This window comes from Pedobacter caeni, from assembly GCF_900129215.1.
Taxonomy (GTDB): domain Bacteria; phylum Bacteroidota; class Bacteroidia; order Sphingobacteriales; family Sphingobacteriaceae; genus Pedobacter; species Pedobacter caeni.
Genome location: NZ_FQUQ01000004.1, coordinates 487,630 through 508,533, shown reverse-complemented (window position 1 = coordinate 508,533; position 20,904 = coordinate 487,630). Strand labels below are relative to the sequence as shown.

Sequence of the window (20,904 nt, the reverse complement as noted above, 5' to 3'; positions counted from 1 at the left end):
CCTTAAATATTGGCTTCTTTTTGAAAAGAAAGCAAATCTCCGCTCTGAATGTACTCGTACTCAGATTCTAAAGCTTTAAGGACCATCAGGTGCGAAATCCAATAGGCCAGCGTGCTTTCCGCACCCTGATTCCGGTTCACACCATGAGGCTGCAAACCATCCCCGCAACCTTTGGTTTCGTGGTCATACAATGGCAGGTGGAGGCTGTTTTCTCCTAAGAACCACTGGTAACACAAATACATTTGTTTGATGTGATCCAGGTTGCCCGTGATCTCATAGGCTTTGAAATACATCAGCACCATGGCCATGGTTTCTATAGCCTGCTGATCGTACAAAGCCATTTCCGGACTTTCCTTAAAGAGCCATCCATCATTTCCTACAGGATTTAAATACCCGTCAGCTAATGTTTTTTTGGAAAGAAATGCCATGCTTTCCAAACCAATATCCAGCGATTCCTGGTCCTTGCTGACTTCATAATGGCAAAACAAAGCGAGTGGAAGAATACCGTTGTCGTAGGTCATTTTTTCTTCAAACCAATGCCATTCACTGGTTTTATTTACTTTATAGGAAGCCTTTAAAGGAGCAACAAGCAAGTCCATCTGTTCCCGTATATGGCCATCATAAGGATGTGCTTCAACGTATTTCGCCAATCCGATAATGGTATTGGCAATCCCTCTCAGGTGAGTTAATCTTTTAAAGTGATCAGCGGATTTTAAGAACAGGTCTTTGGCAAACTCCCGGTAAGAATTGTTAGGCGCATTGCTGATGAGGTATCCCAAAGCCCAAACGGTACGGCCGAAAGAATCCTCAGAACCCACCTCATCCAGATATTCTCTTTTGAAACTCAGGAAATTCCTGAAGTTCCCGTCCTCACATTGCATGTACTGGATGAAACTAAGGTAAATGGGAAGCAGGTCCAGGGCGCCCTTGCTTTTGTTTTGCTGATAGGCCAGAATGGCCAGGATCAATGCCCTGGAGTTATCGTCCAGGCAATATCCTTCTTTCAGGTTGGGAATCCCATATTTAGCGTGTTGTACAATTCCGGTATCATCTGTTAATCTTTGGATGTGAGCCAGACTAAAGGCAGGCATCATATCCGGATCAATGATTTGCTTACCCGCTTTTTCCATTTCCGACAAGTATTTCGATACTGCTTCGTCCAGCACATCAATAAACACCTGACCGGTACTTGGCCAGCGTAAATGTAAACCGTATTCGTAGGCGTTGGATTTTAACAAATTCAGCTTTTCCTCATCTGAAAGCAATTCATTGACAATGACAGACAGTCCTTCAGAATCTCTGAAATCAAATAACCTGCCTCTGTCTTCTGCCAGTAGTTCCTGTGCATGCCAGTAAGGGGTAGAGATGACCGCAGCGCCGGAGCCTACAGCATAAGATAAGGTTCCGCTGGTGATCTGTGCTTCGTTCAGGTAAGGGGTGATGTACATGTCTGCTGCGGTGAGGTAGTCGAACAATTCCTCTTCAGAGACAAATTTATTGATAAAAGTAAGGTTGGCTTCTACATTGAGCTTCTTTGCAAGCCGCTTCAGGCTATCGCGGTATTCCTCACCGGAATTCTTCACGACTCCGGGATGTGTAGTACCCAGGATCACATACATCACATCCGGATGCCGGGCAACAATTGCAGGCAATGCTTCTATAACGGTCTCTAATCCTTTATTTCTGCTGATCAATCCAAAGGTGAACAAGACCTTTTTATTTTTGAATGCAAGCGACTGCTTTACCGGATTTTCCACTTTCGCTTCCAGATCAGGTACCCCATGTTCTATCAGTTGTATTTTCGAAAAGGGAATTCCGTAAATACTGGTTAAGAATCGAACAGCCCGATGACTCATTACGACAATTCTGGAAGAGTGTTTTGCAATCTCCCTGATGATGGTCAGCTGCATATAATTGGGATCTTTTAAGATCGTATGGAAAATGGTGATCAGCGGTTTTTTCAATCTGGCAATGAGCGGAAGGATGTAAACGCCGCTTTCACCACCATAAATTCCAAATTCGTGTTCCAGGATACAGGCATCAGCCAAACTGGTATTGATATAATCTGCCGCGCGGATATAGTCTTTCTGGTTTTCCTGACGAATGATGTATTTTACTTCCTTCGGGTATTCATATTCATCTAAACCCTCTGCATCATTCATCGCCACTACAAAGCTATCGTCGGATACCGCAACTTTATCATGACCTATTGCACGAAGCAGGTTATGATTAAACGTAGCGATTCCGCATTCACGTGGTGGATAAGAAGAGATATAAGCGATTTTCATGTGTATATGATTTGAATGAACTACTTTAATAACAATTCTAAATAGGGAATGTTTGTTTTTCTTGCTGTTTTATGTATCAAAAACGTTAAAATCTTAAACAAAATAGTTTATACCTTTGTGTCTAACAATAATTTTGACATGAATACTGCTCCTTCTACGGGGAAAATGGTTGAAAATACTGTCTTCCCGATCCTCTTTGCCATTAGTTTTTCGCACCTCTTAAACGACACCATTCAATCTTTAATCCCGGCTATATATCCCGTAATTAAAAAAAGTTACCACCTTAGTTTCTCTCAAATCGGACTGATTACATTAATGTTTCAAATGGCAGCTTCGCTGTTCCAGCCTTTTGTAGGGATGTATACCGATAAAAAACCTCAACCTTATTCCCTGGCGATCGGAATGGGCTTCACTTTGCTTGGTCTGGTGATCCTGTCTGTTTCCAACGGCTTTTACATGATGCTGGTCGCGGTTGCTTTGATCGGAACAGGATCTTCAATTTTTCATCCTGAGGCTTCCAGAATGGCACATGCGGCATCTGGCGGAAGAAGGGGGCTGGCACAGTCCATCTTTCAGCTGGGTGGAAATGCAGGTAGCTCGCTTGGACCATTACTTGCGGCCTGGATCATTGTTCCTTACGGACAATTCAGTGTCATCTGGTTTTCATTGATTGCTTTATTGGCCATTCTGATCTTAAGCAGGGTAGGGAACTGGTATAAAGGACATATGCTGAAAAAAGCCAAAGAAGGGGTTAAAGTAGAAACAGTAGTCAATACTTTCTCCAGAAATAAAGTGATTTTTGCAGTAGCGATCTTATTGGTGCTGATCTTCTCAAAGTATTTTTATATGGCCAGTCTGACGAGTTATTTTACCTTTTATGTGATCGATAAGTTTCATGTATCGGTGCAGAGCTCACAGATATATTTGTTTGTATTCCTGTTTTCTGTAGCTGCCGGAACTTTAGTTGGCGGCCCCGTTGGAGACCGTTTTGGGCGTAAATACGTGATCTGGTTCTCTATATTGGGAACAGCCCCTTTTGCCTTATTGCTCCCTTATGCCAATTTATTCTGGACAGGTGTGCTGATCGTTCCGATAGGGATGATCCTTGCTTCTGCTTTTTCTGCCATCCTGGTGTATGCACAGGAGCTGATTCCGGGGAAAGTGGGGCTGGTAGCCGGACTATTCTTTGGATTTGCTTTTGGAATGGGAGGGATAGGTTCTGCTTTGCTGGGTAAACTGGCAGATAACACAAGCATTGAATATGTATTCCACATCTGTTCATTTCTTCCATTGATTGGATTGCTTACCGGATTTCTTCCCAATATTGAAGCGAAAAAATAAGCCTTTGCTGAGCACTTATTGCTTTAAAAAAAGCCGGATAGCACTCTTGCTATCCGGCTTTTTTGGGAGCTGAAGATTGAAAAAACAATCGTTCAGATCAGTTTTCGGACTAAAAATGATAGTTCAGGCCTAATTTTGGAGCAAATGTATTCAAGCCGAAGTTAAACGAGTTAGTACTGGCTTTTTCCTCCTGCCCTGAAATTCTGGAAAAAGTTCTTTTTTCATAACTAACTAAGGGGAAAGAAAATTCAATAGCCCATTTTTTTGAAGGGAAAAGGACCAGACCCGGGCTGATTGCCGGACGGTAATTATTGAACTTGTCTTTGGTGATCATTTCACCCTTGTCGTTTTTACTTTTTGATTTTCCAGTCTCAAAAGACATCTCGAATTCTCCATAAAACTTTAATATATCCGTAATGTTAACGTAGTAACGGACAAAAGGACTGATCCCGTAAGAATCGGTTCGGTCTACGTTATATGTCCATTCACCAGGTATTCCATTTTGGTAATTACGATTACTGTAGTTGGATTTATTTGCTGAATACTGTAATTTGGTTCCTATGGCAAAATTGTTATCTATGAAATAACCTATTTTAGGGGAGATGGTGTAAGCGGTTGACCTGTGGGACTGACTACTACTACCTGCGCTGCTCTTAGCTGTAGAATAGCCTATACTGCCTCCTATTAAAAAGTTTCCTTTTTCTGTTTGAGCATTTGAAGCTAATGTAAAAATGCTGAGTGCAAGGGTGATCACTAATTTTGTTTTCATATATTGATTTTGTGTGTTTAATTTTGAGATCTACGCCTTTAAATGCTGTTTTCGTAGCATTAGGGTAGTCCTGTGAATTTGTCGGATAGAAATTAAAAATGATAATTTACGCCAATGGCAGGTTGAATGGTACTTAACCCAAACTGAAACATATGCCTTATCTGAGGTACGTATAAGGTATTGACATTGTTCGGATCGTACTTAAAAGTGTCTTCAGACCTATGGTAACTGATCAAAGTCGTGGAAAGTTCGATGGCTATTTTTTTTGTAGGGAAGAAGACAAAGCCAGGCGAGAGAGTTGCTCCGTAATACTTTAACTCAAACTTTGATAAATAGTTATTTGTTGTTGGTTCACCCAGAGATCTACCCCAGCTTTTTCCTGCAGAAACTGAAAGGTTACTGAAGAATTTAAACTTAGCATTTAAATCAATATAATGACGGACAAAAGGGGCGATGTTAAAACCAGATTGCCGAAATCCATTGTTGAATTTCCTGATAGGTCCTTCTGGTCCCTGATCATCTGTAGTCCATGATTCCTGATTACTGTAAAAATAAGAGGCACCCAAACCAATGGCAAAATTGTCACTGATAAAGTAACCGAATTTTGGCCCCAGCCCGAAAGAGTTGGTTCGGGGAGCATCATCCTTGTCCCTTTTACTGTGGAAATTGAAATCCCCACCTAAGAGGAAACTCCCTTTTTCTGTTTGCGCGCGGGAACCGAGCGCGAGACCGCATAGCGCGGCCGCGATGATTAATTTTTTGTTCATACTGTTGATTTCATTTGTGTATAGCAATATTAATTAAAATTTATTGAATTAAATATGCTGTTGTGAAAATTGTATAAACAAATCATAAAAAAAGTCAGGATGATTAAGGTGATTACGAAACCTTAATTATCCTGACTAAAATTTATGTATCTAAATGTTATTCGTTATTTAAAAAGACAAATTTGTGATCAAATGTGTCAAGTTTGATTTTGCTGTCCTTATCGATCTTTCCGGATAATATCTCCTTAGACAGTTCATTCAGAATTCTTTTCTGAATCACCCGTTTTAAAGGCCTTGCACCAAATTGAGGATCATATCCCAGTTCTGCCAGCCAATCCAGGGCTTCTACTGAAGCTTCAATCTCAACCCCCATTTCGGCCAGGGTTTCCTGGACATGTCTGAACTGCAGGTCAACGATGTTCCTGATTTCGCTGCGGTTCAATGGAGTAAACATGATCAGTTCATCTATCCGGTTTAGAAACTCCGGTCTGATGGTTTGTTTCAGCAGTTCGAACAATTCGTTTTTGGTCTTGGCAATCACCTCATCACGGTTTTCATCGTCCAGTTTTTTAAAGTTATCCTGAATCAAATGAGAACCAATATTGGAAGTCATGATAATGATCGTGTTTTTGAAATTCACCACCCGGCCTTTGTTATCTGTTAAACGGCCATCATCCAGCACCTGTAACAGGATATTGAATACATCCGGATGGGCTTTTTCAATCTCATCCAATAACACCACTGAATAGGGCTTTCTGCGTACAGCTTCTGTCAGTTGTCCGCCTTCATCATACCCCACATATCCCGGAGGCGCTCCGATCAGTCTGGATACGGCATGGCGTTCCTGATATTCACTCATGTCAATCCTCGTCATCGCATTCTCGTCATTAAAGAGGAATTCCGCCAATGCTTTGGCCAGCTCTGTTTTACCGACCCCGGTCGTTCCAAGAAAGATGAAAGAGCCAATAGGTTTACGTTTATCCTGTAATCCGGCCCTCGACCTGCGGATGGCATCAGAGATCGCTTCTATGGCTTCATCCTGACCTGCTACACGTTTGTGCAACTCATCTTCAAGGTGTAATAGTTTTTCCCTTTCACTGGATACCAGTTTAGTAACCGGAATGCCTGTCCAGCGGGCAACCACACCTGCAATGTCATCTGCCGTTACTTCTTCTTTCAGCATCCTGCTTTCTGTCTGCTGACCTTCCAGTTCTGCTTTCAGCTTTTCTACCTTATCCTGAGCCTCTTTAACTTTCCCATAACGGATTTCCGCTACCTTGCCATAATCACCTGCACGTTCAGCCTGCTCAGCTTCCAGTTTATAATTTTCTATTTGCTCGATTTCCGTATTTATTCCGTCTACCAGGTCTTTTTCACTTTGCCATTTGGCTTTCAGTTCATCACGTTCTGCAGATAGGTTGGCAATCTCCTCTCCAAGAGATTTCACTTTTTTATCATCGTTCTCTCTTTTGATCGCCTCGCGTTCAATTTCCAGCTGCATGATTTTACGGTCCAGTTCATCTACCTTTTCAGGAACACTGTCCATTTCCAGGCGGAGTTTAGAAGCCGCTTCATCCATTAAATCGATGGCTTTATCCGGTAAAAAACGATCTGCAATATAACGTTGCGACAATTCTACCGCGGCAATGATTGCTTCATCCTTAATCCGCACCTTATGGTGGGTCTCATAGCGTTCTTTTAATCCGCGGAGGATGGAAATCGCATCCTGGGTATCCGGTTCATTGACCATTACTTTCTGGAAACGACGCTCTAAAGCTTTATCTTTTTCCAGATACTTCTGGTACTCATCCAGGGTCGTTGCACCAATCGCACGTAATTCTCCACGGGCCAAAGCAGGTTTCAAAATGTTTGCCGCATCCATTGCACCCTCACCGCCCCCGGCACCAACCAGGGTATGGATCTCATCGATAAACAGAATAATGTCACCATCACTTTGTGTCACCTCTTTTACCACTGCTTTTAAGCGTTCTTCAAATTCACCTTTGTATTTGGCACCTGCAATTAAGGCACCCATATCTAAAGAGAACACCGTTTTTGTCTTCAGATTTGAAGGAACATCGCCCTTAATGATCCGGAAAGCGATCCCCTCGGCAATGGCTGTTTTACCAACACCTGGTTCACCGATCAGGATCGGGTTATTTTTTGTCCTTCTCGAAAGGATCTGGATCACCCTGCGGATCTCCTCATCACGGCCGATTACCGGATCCAGTTTCCCTGATTCTGCATATTCATTCAGGTTTCTGGCATATTTGTTTAATGCATTGTATGTGGCTTCCGCATTTTGATCAGTTACATGGCTTGATCCTCTCAGAGCAACAATTGCTTTTTTAAGGTCTTTTTCTGTTACGCCCTGATCTTTTAATAATTTGGAAGTATGGTCATTTACCGAGAGTAAACCCAGTAATAAGTGTTCTACGGAAACGAATTCATCTTTAAATTCTTTCAGGTAAGACTGTGCTTTTTGCAAAGCAGAATTGCTTCCTGAAGTTAAGTACGGACTGCTGCCGCTCACTTTGGGGAATTTGGCAATCTGACTGTCTAAATGCTGACTTAAGACATTCAGGTTTACATTTAATTTCTTTAAAACATAAGAAACTACATTTTCATCAACAGTGAGCAACCCTTTCAGGATATGTGCTGTTTCAATAGCCTGCTGCTGATTGCCCTGAGCTATTTCAGAGGCCTGTTGAATCGCCTCCTGTGCTTTTATAGTAAAGTTGTTGAAGTTCATGCTATCAGATAAACAAAGTAAATGCCATATTGTTCTTTGAGGAAATATCGGAAAATATGTCTGCCGGAATTAAAAAGAGATGACTAATTGTCTGATAAATAGTGGTTTATGCTGAAATTTTGTCTGATAATTCCTTTGTGATCAGTACTTTACCTGTTTTTTCTTGCCCGGATTCTCCTTATACTATAGACAATGAGCAGCAGCGCGACTACCAAAGTACCCAGTTCCAGAGGATCCATATTAAAGGAAAATGAGGTCATCAATAAATGTACTCAAATCTTTTTGTAATCGTTATCAGAAATTTATCCTGATTTCCGATAATGATTGCATTTCAGCCCCGAAAGGCGATATTTTCTTCTTAAATTTGCGCCTTCAGAAAGATATTTAAATCGATCGGTATGCTGACTCCCCTGGAAAACTTTTATTTAAAAAAAGAAGAACCCATCAGAGGATGTTTACTTGCCTTGAGCGATCTGATCTTAAAGCAGGATTCCAGGATCAAACCGGAATGGAAGTATGGGATGCCCTTTTTCTATGTCAAAGGTAAAATGTACTGTTACCTCTGGATTCATAAGAAATACGGACAACCTTATATCGGAATGGCCAATGGAAATCAACTTGATCACCCCGCACTGTTAACAGAGAAAAGGGCAAGAATGAAAATCCTTTTGATAGACCCAAACAAAGACCTGGAAGTAGAAATGATCGAAAGCATTTTACAACAGGCATTGAATTTATAGCTTACAGAGGAGAAGAGATGAAGGAGTTTTTACGTTTATATTTAGATGCTTATCGTGGCCTGTCGGCGCCAGCCTGGATGCTGGCATTAGTGATGTTGATCAACAGGAGTGGGGCTATGGTGATCCCTTTCCTGGGGGTATACATGATCAATCATTTGAGTTTTTCATTGGAAGATACCGGAACAGTATTGAGTTGTTTTGGAATTGGTGCTGTTGCAGGGTCTTTTGCCGGAGGATGGCTAACGGATAAAGTAGGACATTTTAAGGTTCAGCTGTTTAGTCTGATCCTTACCGTACCTATGTTTTTCCTGCTTCCTGAACTCAATACGGTTGTAAAACTGGCGGTGGGCGTATTTGTACTCAGCCTGATCTCAGAAACTTTCAGACCGGCAAACTCTGTTTCCATTGCCTACTATTCCAAGCCGGATAACATCATCCGCTCTTTTTCTTTAAATAGAATGGCGATGAACCTTGGCTTTTCTATCGGTCCCGCATTAGGAGGTTTTCTGGCTGCAATTTCCTATACCTTTCTGTTTTATGGAAATGCCGTTGCCGCCTTTTTCTCTGCCGTTTTGTTTTTCATTTATTTCAGGAATAGAAAAGGAGTAGAAAAGAAAGCGGTTGACGATACCGTTGAGGAAACTGTGGTAAAGGAACGTTCTCCTTATAAGGATGTACTGTTTATGCTGTTCAGCTTGCTTTGCTCCATCTTTACCATTTGCTTTTTCCAGCTTTTAAGCACCTTACCATTATATTACAGAGCAGTTTACCAAATGACTGAAGCCAATATCGGAGTGATTCTGGCTTTCAGTGGAGTGGTGGTTTTCCTGTTGGAAATGCTGTTGGTGCACATCGCAGAAAAACGCTTATCACCCCGGGATATCATTGTGCTGGGAACCTTGTTGTGTGGCTTTTCCTTCCTGATCCTTAACCTGGCGCATGGAATGTGGGTCTTGTATATGGCCATGTTTGTCCTGTGTCTGGCAGAAATTCTGGCGATGCCTTTTATGGCCACGATTACGCTGCAAAGGTCTACCATAAAAACCAGAGGTGCCTATATGGGCATCAATGCACTTTCCGTTTCCGCAGCACATGTGTTTTCTCCATTTGTGGGAACCCGTGTGGCCGCTTTATACGGCTTTCCTGTGTTGTGGTGGGGAACAGCAATTGTATTGCTCCTGACCGCTATCGGATTTTTCTTTGTCATGAAGAAAATGAAGTTGAATACCATTAAATAACCTTTTATATTCGCTTAACCCCAGTTTTCATTGATACAGTCCTTTTCGTGCATTCGTAGGAATGCGATGCTTTTCCTGTTCGTTTTATGTTGTTTTCAAGTTTCCGCGCAAAAAATCAGGGTGTGTTCCTGGAACCTGAAAGATTTTGGTCAGTCCAAAACCGATGAACAGCTGACCTTCATTGCCAATACCATCAGAAATTTCGATGTGGTGGCCATACAGGAGGTGGTAGTGGGTTATGGTGGGCCAAGGGCAGTCATCCGCTTGGCAGAAGAGTTAAACCGTAACGGGGCAATCTGGGAATATACTTTTAGTCATGGAACTTCCAGCGATCGCTATAGTAAGGAACGATACGCCTTTATCTGGAAGAGCCGTAAACTGAAAAAGATAGGGGAGGCCTGGCTGGAAAAAGACTATCATCTGATGATCGACAGAGAGCCTTATTTTGCCAGATTTAAAGCGGGAAAGAAAACTTTTACGTTAAGCTCTTTCCATGCCCGACCGAAATCCAAACAACCGGAAACAGAGATCAAGTATTTCAAATTCCTTCCTGATCTTTATCCGGATGATCTCCTGATCTTTTGCGGAGACTTTAACCTCCCGCAGTCTCATACTGTCTTTAACCCTTTACGAAAGATGGGCTATACCTCAGCGATGGTAAAACAGAAAACCTCGCTGAAGCAACGTTGCATTAACGATGATTGCCTGGCTTCGGAATATGATAATTTCTTTTATCCGGAAGACAAGCTGAGGGTAACTGATGCCGGAATCGTTCCTTTTTATACCGATTTCCTTGATCTGAAAGAAGCCAGACGCATCTCTGATCATGTGCCGGTATACCTGGAGTTTTCTTTAAATTAATCTGCAGAAGAGCTGAAAATCATAAGCAGAGGGTAACAATTTTTGTTTTTGGTGGATATGAACGTATAAACCTACAACGAAAATGATGAAAAAGTTGATCTCCTCTCTTGCCGGCATTCCTTTTTCTGTACTGGCCCAGCAATTTCCTGAAGCACCGATGTGCTTTTATGCACTCAGAACATGGGTTGCGCTCTTCCTCTCGAACAAAGATTACCGCAGTATTGTGGCCATGGACCTGAAAACCCATGCCTGCCAGTTTAATGCAGAACAGCCTATTCTGATTACTAAAGTCGGATATCAGGCATGGAAGCCCGGGATCACCTACCGCATTGCTTTATGGCAGGTGGGCAGAACAAAGGCCCTGAGTACTTGCCTGGTGAAACCGGAACACACTTCTTCTGTTCAGTATTTTACCCTGAAAAACCCGGTGGCAATTTCTCCGGAGCAAACCTATTATATCAGCAGGACCTATATCGGTGGAGGGCCATATCATAACATGACCGATTATATTGGTTGGCTGAGCAATAAAGAAGGAGCTCCGGTATATCCGCTAAAACAGCATGTAGTCACTTTTTCGAACGGATTCTTTAGCAATGAGCACAATCCCCTGCTCAGTGATGAAATATCTGATATCAGTACCCGTAGTTTATTGCCGATGATTGACTTCGAATATCATTATTGAAAAAAACAATGATTTGTTAATCTGCTTTTTGTCAGTGTATTGAGATAATTTGTATATTAGGATAATTATACATTTTACCTTGAAATTTTAAACCTATGGCTTTCAAAGCGAGATTAAATTTTACAGGAAAAGAGTACCAGGTGCTCTACGATTCCTATTCCCCGGATTCGGGGGCCCATTCCCTTAACATTGGCATTTCTTTATGGTTTTGTATCCGAAAGCCCATGTTTCCTACTGATCAGAATTTTAACGATTGGCCTGAAGCTTAATTTTTTTTAATCTTAAGGCAAACATCGATGGCGCAAAATTATTGCGAAACTGTCGGTTGGATCCTGCTATTGGGAGGAATTTCCATAGGGACTCAAAGAATTAAATATGTTTAATCTCAGATGAAACTATGAAGTTGTTGTGACCACTTCATAGTCATTGCAAAAATATATGCTGATGAAACCATCACTCTTTTTTTGGCTAAGCCTGTTAGGTATCTTAGCCGCATGTCAGTCTAAAAGCCCTGCTCCCAAAGAAACAAATGCTGTGGCCAAAACCATAGCGGAAACCGCAGCGGTAAAGGATACTTTAACTCCGCCTAAAATCCAGGATAGCGTATCGGTAATTGTTAACGAAGACACAAGAACCTTAAACTGGACAGAAATCAATATTGACTTTATGGCCAATTGCCTGAATCCTTTCCTGGCTTCGAAAAGGATTAAATCCGACTGTACCGGCTGTGATAAAATCATGTTCAGTTTTTCTTTTGTCGTAGATGGTCAGGGGAAAATTCAAAGCGCACTGAAAGAAGGGGAAAATATCAGTTGTACCGGAATGAGCGAAACCGATAAGAAGAAGCTGGAAGATGAAATCCTGGTATATATGAAAAAACAGGTCTTACCGGCCTCATTTTACAATATCACCTATAAAGGCAGCTTAGGTTTTATCCTCAAATGTTAATGAAATCGGTAATGTGTTATGGCGCTGCAACCGGAATGAAAACGGATGATAGGTATGGGAGAATAGCAAACAGGTTGGTGGTTAATGTTCTTATCATTTTCTGATGAAAGTAAGGTATCGGGTATTTAAAGATTTCAATCAGGAGGAAGTAGAAAAATTAAGAACGCTGGGAATAGATGTGGTGCCCGGTTTTGATGCCTTTCTTCTTGATGTCGACCATGCCAGACTTGGTGTGGTCAAGAAGATCATTGCTGAAGAATGGGATCATGCAATCAGCCTGGAAACTGAATTTTCGGAAGAAGACAGGCGTAATTCTTCATTTCTGCATGTTTATCCGGCTAAATTGATCGGCTATCCTCAACCGGAATCGGCGGGATATGAATTTCCTTTTGATCTGTATCCTTATTTAAAGGACGTTTTTGAAATTGAAAATAAAGACCCGGAATTTGGTCTGCTGAAAGGAAAACAAATCGGGAGTTATCAATTGAAAAAGGAGCCTCATTGGGGCAGTTCGTCAGTTGGTTCCGCTTTCTGGATACAGGATTCCATCTTTGTCAGGCCCGAAATTTATAAAACCATATTTCAGCCTCTGGGGATAAAATCTATGCCTGTACTGGAGTATAAAACAAAAAGAGAACTGAAAAAGGTACTGCAGATTCTTCCTCAGGGTATATCTAATGCTGATCTGGATATCAATAACCATCATGTTAATGAAATAGAAAAAGTAGAGCAATGGGGAATCAATAAATACATCCTGAAAGGAGAAGGGTTTTATCCTGACTTTAAGTCGGCACCTGGTGATCTTGATTTTTTTATGACTAAAGAGCATTTTGGTGGCGGGGGTTTTACGGTCAGGGCGATCATCATTTCTCAGAAGTTATATCGGTTGTTGGAACAAAATAAGATCAAAGGTTTAAATTATGAACCGATGGCCTGCTGAGCAATCCCACATTAAAAGTAGAATAGCAAAATGGATATAAAAAGCCTTAACGCTGCTTATGAAGCACTAAAAATAGCTGAAAACCCCTATGATACCATCTTCGATTTTAAAGAAGAATTGTTGTCGTCGGATAGTCCTGAATTTCTGGATTTTCATTATCGGATTTTACAAGACAAGGCTTTGTCTGCGCAATTGCGGAGTACTATAAAATCATTTTTCTTTGCTGAAGCAGTGAATAACAGAAATAAAGAAGTGGTTTCCAACTTTCTTTATCAAAAATATTCAAATGGAATTGAAGACATTTCAGTCAGGGCGGATGTTATCCAGCTTTTGGGGAATTTAAAAAGTAAGCATGCGAAGGAAGTTGCGCTGGAAAATATTAACCTCCCAAAAGCTGATTTGCGTTACAGAAGCATTATTGTATTGGGCTGGATAGGAAGTACAGCGGAGTTGAAAGTTTTAAACGAACGGTTACTGAATGATCCTGATCCTCAGTTAAGAGGGTATTCGGCTACCGCTATGCGACAGATATGGTTCAACCATCCTAAAAGTAAAGAAAACATTCTGAAACATATAAAGGAAGCAATTCCAGGCGAAAAAGAAGAGAAAGCATTGGAAGGAATGATCATCACTGTTCAGGATCTTTTGAAAAAGAAACTGGGTTTAAAAGAATCTGAATATGGGGAGATAACTGGGGATATGGAAGCAGCAAAGGTTAAGACCATAGCGGTACTTAAAACTTGTTGATCAGGGGGAAAGTCTTTTATCAGATCATATGGAAATAAAATACCAGAACTATTGGGCATCAGTGAAAAAGCTTCAGACCGAGGTTCAGCTCATCGGGAGATTAGATCTCTCCAATAAGACGAAATACAAAAAGAAATACGAAACCGGGTTGATGAGCGCTGAGGACATTGCAAGGATAAATCATAAAAATGGATTGCATTATGAACTCAGCATACTTAAAGAAAATCAGCTTTTTTGTTACCTGGTTTTAAAGGGCGGACACATCAGGGCTAATTTCATAGATGGAGCTCAGAGGGTCTACCTGAGTTATTTCTTTTTCCCCTCTAAAACTTATGCAGATCAGATCTTTTTGGAAGAGATCTGGTATTATCATTTTAGTGCCGAAAGCAATGAAAATGAAGATTACCGCTTACATTTTGTGTTTGATCAAAGCGGGCATGTCAGCTATCGCAAGTATGATGAGCAGAATAAGAAAATTCAGGACTATGAAAGCAATAAGAGCTTTGTAATAGATGGATTATATGAACCTTATCCCGAATTTGGACATTATGAAAGTGTGGCTCGTCTTGAAAGGGATTTTCCGGTAGATATTTTTCCAGCTAATACAGGTTCTGATACGACCACAGGCCTTTCGGATGGTTGCCCTACACCAGATTGGAATAAAAAATAATATAAATCAGCTATAATGAAATCCAAAATCGAATCGTTGCAAAAACACTATAAAGAATTGCTGCTTCTGGAAGATTCTGATGACGGTATTTTTGATTTTAAAGATGAATTATTGTCATCCGATGAAGAAGAAGTACTTGAATTTCATTTTAAGATATTAAAGGATAAAAACGATGAATACCTTCAGCGGGATTTATTTGCTTTCTTTTCTGATAGAAGGGATAAGGAAAGCGCCGGTGAGTTTTTGTACAAAAAGTATAAAGATGGCATTGATGACATCGGGCTAAGGGCGAATGTGATTCAACTATCCGGGCATCTTCGTGGAAAGCATACCAGGGATATTGCCCTGGAAAATATGGTCAGCCTTGAATGGAATTTACGATATAGCAGCATTATTGTTTTGGGCTGGGTTGGAAGTAAAACTGACTTGAAGGTTTTAAACGAACGTTTATTAACCGATCCTGATCCACAATTGAGAGGTTATGCCGCTACAGCCATGCGGCAAATCTGGTTTAATCATCCAAAAACCAAAGATGATATCCTCCGCTTTATTAAAGATGCGATAGAAGAAGAATCAGCACAGGAAGCAATTGAAGGTCTGGTGATCACCGCTCAGGATCTTCTGAAGAAAAAATTAGGTTTGAAAGAATCAAAATACGGAGAGGTAACAGGGGACATGGATGTTGCCAAAAACAAAACAATTGAAGCCCTTAAATCTTACTGATTATACCAAGGCATAAAAAAAGGGACTACCTTCTGCAGATAGCCCCTTTTATATACTTTGAGAAATTGATTTACTTTAATACTTCTGCCAGTCTTTCAGTCTGATGAGTAGCCAGTTTCTGCAGCGGACCTGCAGCCAGCATTTTCATCATCATATTCAGATCTGCAGAAATGATATGTTTTGCGGTAGTACCACCATTGCCATTATCTGCAACAGTCCATTTCAGTTCCAGATCAAAAGGAGCTTTCTCTGTAGGGATAGCCGTTAATTCCTGATTCTCTATGCGGTTAGAAATTTTAATTGCCAGTTTGGCCATGTTCTGAATGGTAAAGCTCGCTTCATCATTGGTGGATGACCAGTTATAGATGTTTTCAGGCATCAGTTGCTGATGATTGTTTAAATCAGCTAAAAATGCATAAACTTTTTCTACAGGCTGGTTGATATCAGTAGTACTTTCGATAACTGTCATTATGATCTTAGGTTAGTTGTTCTAATTCTTTTCCCCAATCTGCAGGGTTTCTACGCCATTTGGCCAATAGATCTACATCGTTTTGAGCAATGAAGCTATGTTCAGCAGCATATTCAATTAATGTATTGTAATTAGATAAAGTGGCGAAACGACATTTTGCAGCTTTAAAGTTTTCTTCAGCCTGGTCAAGACCATAGGTGAAGATAGATACTAAGCCGGCTACAGAAAGACCTGCATTTCTCAATGCTTCTACTGCCTGTAAACTGCTTTTACCTGTAGAGATCAGGTCTTCTACAACTACTACTCTTTGTCCTTCAACAATTTCTCCTTCAATCAGACTTCCTGTGCCATGTTCTTTTGCTTTAGCTCTCACATAAGCAAATGGCAATCCCAGCTCCTGAGCAACAAGAACTCCCTGAGGGATACCTGCAGTGGCTACACCAGCAATTAAATCTACGGAACCAAATTCTTCCTGGATCAATTGCGTCAGCTTCTGTCTGATATAGGTTCTTACCGAGGGATGGGAAAGGGTAACTCTATTATCGCAATAAATAGGAGATTTCCAACCCGAAGCCCATGTAAATGGATTGTTAGGCTGTAACTTTATTGCTTTTATTTGTAATAAAAATTCAGCTACCTTTAATTCAATATCACTTTTATTATACATGCTCCAAAATTACAGAATTTCATACGTTTGTCCTAGCACTACTTTCAGTAATGTGAAGAACAAGGCATAAAAATCCTCGTTTAATTGTTTCTTATTTAGCGTCAAATGTCGCGATTTATTGTTGTGAAGAAAAGCAGTTTTTTGCCATCCTTTGAGAATCAGGGTGATAATAACTAAAATAGCGGTTAATGGAGATAACTGAATAAATTTTTATAATTTTAAAAACTCAAATATCCAGGTGATTTTGTAGATTTTCCCATTGAAAACCCCTTTAGAATACTATTCAAAGGGGTCTGTTGTTTCTATGGGAATTTTATAGGCCTGTTATTAAAACCATTTTGAGCGTTTATCATGAAGAATTACAGAATTTATATCAACGACAGCACCTTGTTTATTGCAGCCGAGAGACCTAAACAAGACAAAGAAATTCAGCAAATCGACGTTCAGAATTTTGATTTCAGAAAGTTTTATAAAGGCATTACCGCTGATACAGATAAAGACTATCTGCTCCTGGATACGGATCCTCAGGCGATGTTCAAAAAGATTAAAAACAGCCTTACCCTGATTAAAGCTGCGGGTGGCCTGGTAAAAAGTGCCAAAGGAAATTACCTGTTCATCTTCAGGAACAAAAAATGGGACCTGCCAAAAGGAAAGGTCGAGAAAGACGAAAAGATGAAGGAAGCGGCATTGAGGGAAGTGGAAGAAGAATGTGGGGTAAAAATCCTGACCAATGATGAAAAGCTTTGTAAAACCTACCATGTATATACCATAGGCAGCAAGATCGTCCTCAAGAAAACCAACTGGTACAGCATGACCGTAAAAGGTGAACCTAAACTCATCCCTCAAAAGGAAGAAGGCATTACCAAAGCAAGCTGGTTAAACAAATCTGAGCTTGCTCCGGTATTGAGTAATACTTATCCTTCTATTATTCAGGTATTGGAAGTAGGTGCTTTACTACAGGAAAGCGATAGCATCCTTGGGTAAAAACTGACTTACATCCCCGTTGTTTCGCAGGATATCTCTTACAATAGTAGAGCTGATCGCAGAATACTCCGGCTTACTTAAGATAAAAATGGTTTCCATTTCGGGCATCATGGTCTGATTGATTTGTGCGATGGCACGTTCATACTCAAAATCACCCACAGACCGGATGCCCCGAACCATGTATTGCGCGTTGATCTTCCTGCAGAAATCAACTGTTAGCCCTTCATAAAGTTGTACCTCAACTTTAGGCTCATTCACAAAAACCTTTTTCACAATCTCTTCGCGTTTTTCGGCGGAAAGAAAACTCTGTTTAGAACTGTTTAATCCGATACCAACAACCACCTTATCAAAAAGTGGTAAAGAACGTTTCAGGATGTCAACATGAGCAATAGTAATGGGGTCAAATGATCCCGGAAATAAGGCAATCTTCATATTATGTTGTTTTTTCAAAGAAACTGAAAGAGGAATTACCATACCTTCTGGTTTCTTTAAAACCAGGCTGGTCCTTTAGTTTTAGTAATGAAGGGTGTTCTACGATCAATAATCCATTATCCGTTAACAGGTTGTTTTTCATCACCAGTTGTGGAATCAATGGAATGGTAGGCAGGTCGTAAGGTGGATCAGCAAAGATGATCTGGTAAGCTTTGTTATGTGTTTCCAGAAATTTAAATACATCTGCTTTCTGTACATCGATGGCTTCAAGTCCATGCTTGGCAATCACGGATTTTACCCAGTAAATACAACCCGAATGCTTGTCTACGGCAGTTACTTTTCTGATTCCCCTGGAGGCGAATTCAAAGCTGATGTTCCCTGTTCCGCAAAAAAGATCAAGCACATCGCAGCTGTCAAAATCGTAAGTATTGTAGAGGATATTAAAAAGAGCTTCTTTGGCCATATCTGTTGTGGGCCTTACCGGTAAGCTTTCCGGGGCATTGAAACGGATACCTTTCAATGTACCACCAATTATTCGCATATATCAAGGGCTAGCAGGCTGCTGTAATAATGAGCAGGCATGTCGTCTAAAATTTTGTGATCTACCTGATCACTTAAGGGGGTATTGAAGCTGATATTTTTGAAATACTTTGCTATACATTGGTAGTAATGGTCATTTTCATGAACAATACCACTCAACTGAACATGACATTCTTTGGTGTTCAGTTCCAGCTGATTGATGATGAACAAAAGATAATAATTGAATTCTTCTGTATTTTCTACTTCGTAATAATTACGGAAGATCATTTTCTCCTCATCGGTCACCACAGCATTAAATGAAACGGCAGTGAAATCAAGAATCAAAGATTTTTGTGACTGGTCTTTGGCCATAGCCAGTACCGGAGCCAGCTGGTCAAACAGCTTACAGCTCAGTAACGAATCGGCCAGCGCCTCGTCTATAAAGCGGTGTAAGGTAAAGATCGAAGTGAAACCATAACTGCTAAAAGGTCTGATGTATAAGTTGTCTGACTGTTCCTCGGTGAAAAACTTTGCATATTGATCCAGGTTTTGGGCATCAAACAAAGCATTCGGAACAGAAATCGAATTTTCAGTATAAACAGCCACCTTAATGTCTTTGAAAGGAAGGTTTAAATAGCTGTCGTTTTTTAATTTTGTGGAAACGTCGCGGGCAATATCGCGGCATTCCTGCTGGTCATATACTGCTTTTAACTGATTACTTGTTTTGTCTATAATTGCATAGGAAAAGCTATCTGCTGTAATCTTTAACAATAAATTGCAGTCTGGCGCAGTACTAGGATCGAACTCCGGATCAACTAATAATATGCTGTTTTTATGGCTCATCGGTATCAAATTATTTATGATCAAAATTAATCCTTTTTTCTATAACATCACCATTGCATCTTTGTTAAATGGATAAAGCATCAATTATAGCGCAATCTTACGAGTTCATCCCAACCGCTGAACAGCTTATTTTTTGCAGCGAGATGGCTCGTTTTCTGTCCCAAAGACTGGATGATCAATGTTTTATACTGAGGGGATATGCAGGTACAGGAAAAACAACTTCTGTAGCGGCCCTTGTAAAAGCACTTCCTAAATTCGGACTGAAAGCGGCATTACTGGCGCCAACCGGTCGCGCAGCAAAGGTGATGAGCAATTATACCGGCCGGAAAGCACTCACCATTCACAAGAGAATTTATAGAAAACGTTCGGCAGTTTCCACAGATATGTCTTTTTTAATTGCGCCTAATCTGGCGGAACATACTTTGTTTATCATTGATGAAGCCTCCATGATTGCGGACGAATGGAATACCCAGACCGGGTCTTCTTTCCTGAAAGACCTGATGGAGTATATATATAATTCCAAAAACTGTGCAGCAGTGTTTGTCGGGGATACCGCACAGCTGCCTCCGGTGGGAAGTATTGATAGCCCGGCCTTAAATAAAGATTACCTCAGTTCAAACTTCGGGATGGAAGTGAAAGCGGTAGAATTAAAAGAAGTGGTCAGACAGGAGAAGGAATCAGGAATTCTCGCCAATGCCACGATGCTGCGGCGGTTGATCAACGAAGAGCAGGAGGATACAGAGGGCATTGAACTTCCTCAGTTTATCACTAAAAATTATAAGGATATTTTCAGGATGACGGGTGTAAAGCTGGTGGAAGGATTGGAATATGCCTACCATAAGTTTGGAATTGAAAATTCCCTGGTGGTCTGCAGGTCTAATAAATCGGCAAATGTATACAACCAGCAGATCCGTGCCCGTTTGCTGTACAGAGAAGAAGAGCTAACCGGAGGCGACCAGATCATGGTGGTGCGGAATAATTATTTCTGGTTGCCGGAAAATGAATCTGCGGCGTTTATTGCCAATGGCGATATGGCAAAAGTGGTCAGGGTGAGGGGCGAAGAAGAACGTTATGGCTTCCGCTTTTCGGAAGTGATACTGGAGTTCATGGATTTTCCGGATGCCGGACAGATCACCTGCAAAGTGATGCTGGATACGCTGACTGCAGAAACGCCAAACCTGTCTTACGAACAGAGCAACAAACTCTTTGAAGGCCTGAACCTGGATTATGAACACATCACGAATAAGAGAGAAAGGTTTAAAGCGATTAAAGAAGATCCTTACTATAATGCGCTTCAGATTAAGTTTGCATATGCCGTTACCTGTCATAAGGCCCAGGGTGGGCAATGGGATGCCGTATTCGTAGATCAGGGCTATTTAACGGAGGATATGATCGACCTGGATTTTCTTCGTTGGTTATATACTGGCGTAACCAGGGCGAAAAGAGAATTATTTTTAGTAAATTTTGCACCTAATCTCTTTTCTTCTCCTTTGGAAGAATAGTTTTTGAAAACCTATACTTAAT

The 20,904-nt window shown here is 40.9% G+C and carries 21 protein-coding genes; 12 read left to right on the top strand and 9 right to left on the bottom strand.

The genetic code is table 11. The features are described 5' to 3' along the window. Window positions 1–2: 2 nt before the first annotated feature. Window positions 3–2,288, bottom strand: a complete 2,286-nt coding sequence (locus tag BUC20_RS21705; RefSeq protein ID WP_073233139.1) for a glycosyltransferase family 4 protein — start codon at window positions 2,286–2,288, stop codon at window positions 3–5. A 138-nt stretch (window positions 2,289–2,426) separates the two neighbouring features. Here BUC20_RS21705 and BUC20_RS21700 point away from each other — a divergent pair, with 138 nt between their 5' ends. Continuing rightward, on the top strand, window positions 2,427–3,629 hold the full coding sequence (locus tag BUC20_RS21700) for an MFS transporter (protein ID WP_073233958.1): 1,203 nt from the start codon (window positions 2,427–2,429) through the stop codon (window positions 3,627–3,629). A 109-nt stretch (window positions 3,630–3,738) separates the two neighbouring features. Here BUC20_RS21700 and BUC20_RS21695 read toward each other — a convergent pair whose 3' ends face one another. The 3 genes from BUC20_RS21695 to clpB all read right to left on the bottom strand — a co-directional run bounded on the left by BUC20_RS21695 (window position 3,739) and on the right by clpB (window position 7,917). Then, window positions 3,739–4,398 carry an outer membrane beta-barrel protein gene (locus BUC20_RS21695; protein ID WP_073233138.1) on the bottom strand — a complete coding sequence of 220 codons (660 nt, stop codon included), beginning with the start codon at window positions 4,396–4,398 and terminating at the stop codon, window positions 3,739–3,741. Between the two features lie 92 nt (window positions 4,399–4,490). Beyond that, window positions 4,491–5,165 carry an outer membrane beta-barrel protein gene (locus BUC20_RS21690; protein ID WP_073233137.1) on the bottom strand — a complete coding sequence of 225 codons (675 nt, stop codon included), beginning with the start codon at window positions 5,163–5,165 and terminating at the stop codon, window positions 4,491–4,493. Window positions 5,166–5,322: 157 nt separating this feature from the next. Continuing rightward, window positions 5,323–7,917, bottom strand: a complete 2,595-nt coding sequence (clpB, locus tag BUC20_RS21685) for an ATP-dependent chaperone ClpB (RefSeq protein ID WP_073233136.1) — start codon at window positions 7,915–7,917, stop codon at window positions 5,323–5,325. Between the two features lie 398 nt (window positions 7,918–8,315). Here clpB and BUC20_RS21680 point away from each other — a divergent pair, with 398 nt between their 5' ends. The 9 genes from BUC20_RS21680 (at window position 8,316) to BUC20_RS21640 (ending at window position 15,466) form a co-directional block, all read left to right on the top strand. Beyond that, window positions 8,316–8,657: a DUF1801 domain-containing protein gene (locus tag BUC20_RS21680; RefSeq protein ID WP_073233135.1), complete on the top strand. Its 342-nt coding sequence runs from the start codon at window positions 8,316–8,318 to the stop codon at window positions 8,655–8,657. 17 nt (window positions 8,658–8,674) lie between these two features. Next, entirely contained in the window at window positions 8,675–9,895 is a 1,221-nt protein-coding gene (locus BUC20_RS21675) for an MFS transporter (RefSeq protein ID WP_073233134.1), read from the top strand. 120 nt (window positions 9,896–10,015) lie between these two features. Beyond that, complete coding sequence (locus BUC20_RS21670; RefSeq protein ID WP_234994571.1) at window positions 10,016–10,756, top strand: endonuclease/exonuclease/phosphatase family protein; 741 nt, start codon at window positions 10,016–10,018, stop codon at window positions 10,754–10,756. 82 nt (window positions 10,757–10,838) lie between these two features. Further along, window positions 10,839–11,438 (top strand): DUF4082 domain-containing protein, encoded by a 600-nt coding sequence (locus BUC20_RS21665; protein WP_073233132.1) that lies wholly within the window; start codon window positions 10,839–10,841, stop codon window positions 11,436–11,438. Between the two features lie 444 nt (window positions 11,439–11,882). After that, window positions 11,883–12,386: a hypothetical protein gene (locus tag BUC20_RS21660; protein WP_143166874.1), complete on the top strand. Its 504-nt coding sequence runs from the start codon at window positions 11,883–11,885 to the stop codon at window positions 12,384–12,386. A 103-nt stretch (window positions 12,387–12,489) separates the two neighbouring features. After that, the gene (locus BUC20_RS21655; RefSeq protein ID WP_073233130.1) at window positions 12,490–13,326 is read left to right on the top strand and encodes a hypothetical protein; all 837 of its coding nucleotides are present in this window, start codon (window positions 12,490–12,492) and stop codon (window positions 13,324–13,326) included. A 30-nt stretch (window positions 13,327–13,356) separates the two neighbouring features. Then, window positions 13,357–14,073, top strand: a complete 717-nt coding sequence (locus tag BUC20_RS21650; RefSeq protein ID WP_073233129.1) for a HEAT repeat domain-containing protein — start codon at window positions 13,357–13,359, stop codon at window positions 14,071–14,073. 28 nt (window positions 14,074–14,101) lie between these two features. Then, a complete protein-coding gene (locus BUC20_RS21645; RefSeq protein ID WP_073233128.1) occupies window positions 14,102–14,743 on the top strand; it encodes a hypothetical protein in 642 nt (213 codons plus the stop codon). Between the two features lie 15 nt (window positions 14,744–14,758). Further along, window positions 14,759–15,466: a HEAT repeat domain-containing protein gene (locus BUC20_RS21640; protein WP_073233127.1), complete on the top strand. Its 708-nt coding sequence runs from the start codon at window positions 14,759–14,761 to the stop codon at window positions 15,464–15,466. 70 nt (window positions 15,467–15,536) lie between these two features. Here BUC20_RS21640 and BUC20_RS21635 read toward each other — a convergent pair whose 3' ends face one another. Both BUC20_RS21635 and pyrE read right to left on the bottom strand, forming a co-directional pair. Next, entirely contained in the window at window positions 15,537–15,935 is a 399-nt protein-coding gene (locus tag BUC20_RS21635) for an SRPBCC family protein (protein ID WP_073233126.1), read from the bottom strand. A gap of 7 nt (window positions 15,936–15,942) precedes the next feature. After that, on the bottom strand, window positions 15,943–16,602 hold the full coding sequence (gene pyrE / locus BUC20_RS21630; RefSeq protein WP_073233125.1) for an orotate phosphoribosyltransferase: 660 nt from the start codon (window positions 16,600–16,602) through the stop codon (window positions 15,943–15,945). A gap of 351 nt (window positions 16,603–16,953) precedes the next feature. Here pyrE and BUC20_RS21625 point away from each other — a divergent pair, with 351 nt between their 5' ends. Further along, window positions 16,954–17,586: an NUDIX hydrolase gene (locus BUC20_RS21625; RefSeq protein ID WP_084529137.1), complete on the top strand. Its 633-nt coding sequence runs from the start codon at window positions 16,954–16,956 to the stop codon at window positions 17,584–17,586. Here BUC20_RS21625 and coaD read toward each other — a convergent pair. The 3 genes from coaD to BUC20_RS21610 are packed head-to-tail and all read right to left on the bottom strand — an operon-like array spanning window position 17,557 to window position 19,380. Next, on the bottom strand, window positions 17,557–18,018 hold the full coding sequence (coaD, locus tag BUC20_RS21620) for a pantetheine-phosphate adenylyltransferase (RefSeq protein ID WP_073233123.1): 462 nt from the start codon (window positions 18,016–18,018) through the stop codon (window positions 17,557–17,559). The genes BUC20_RS21625 and coaD overlap by 30 nt on opposite strands. A 1-nt stretch (window position 18,019) precedes the next feature. Continuing rightward, window positions 18,020–18,559: an RsmD family RNA methyltransferase gene (locus tag BUC20_RS21615; protein ID WP_073233122.1), complete on the bottom strand. Its 540-nt coding sequence runs from the start codon at window positions 18,557–18,559 to the stop codon at window positions 18,020–18,022. Then, on the bottom strand, window positions 18,550–19,380 hold the full coding sequence (locus tag BUC20_RS21610) for a DUF3822 family protein (RefSeq protein ID WP_073233121.1): 831 nt from the start codon (window positions 19,378–19,380) through the stop codon (window positions 18,550–18,552). Before BUC20_RS21610 ends, BUC20_RS21615 begins: the two co-directional genes overlap by 10 nt. A 68-nt stretch (window positions 19,381–19,448) precedes the next feature. Here BUC20_RS21610 and BUC20_RS21605 point away from each other — a divergent pair, with 68 nt between their 5' ends. Next, window positions 19,449–20,882 (top strand): ATP-dependent DNA helicase, encoded by a 1,434-nt coding sequence (locus BUC20_RS21605; protein WP_073233120.1) that lies wholly within the window; start codon window positions 19,449–19,451, stop codon window positions 20,880–20,882. Window positions 20,883–20,904: the final 22 nt, after the last annotated feature.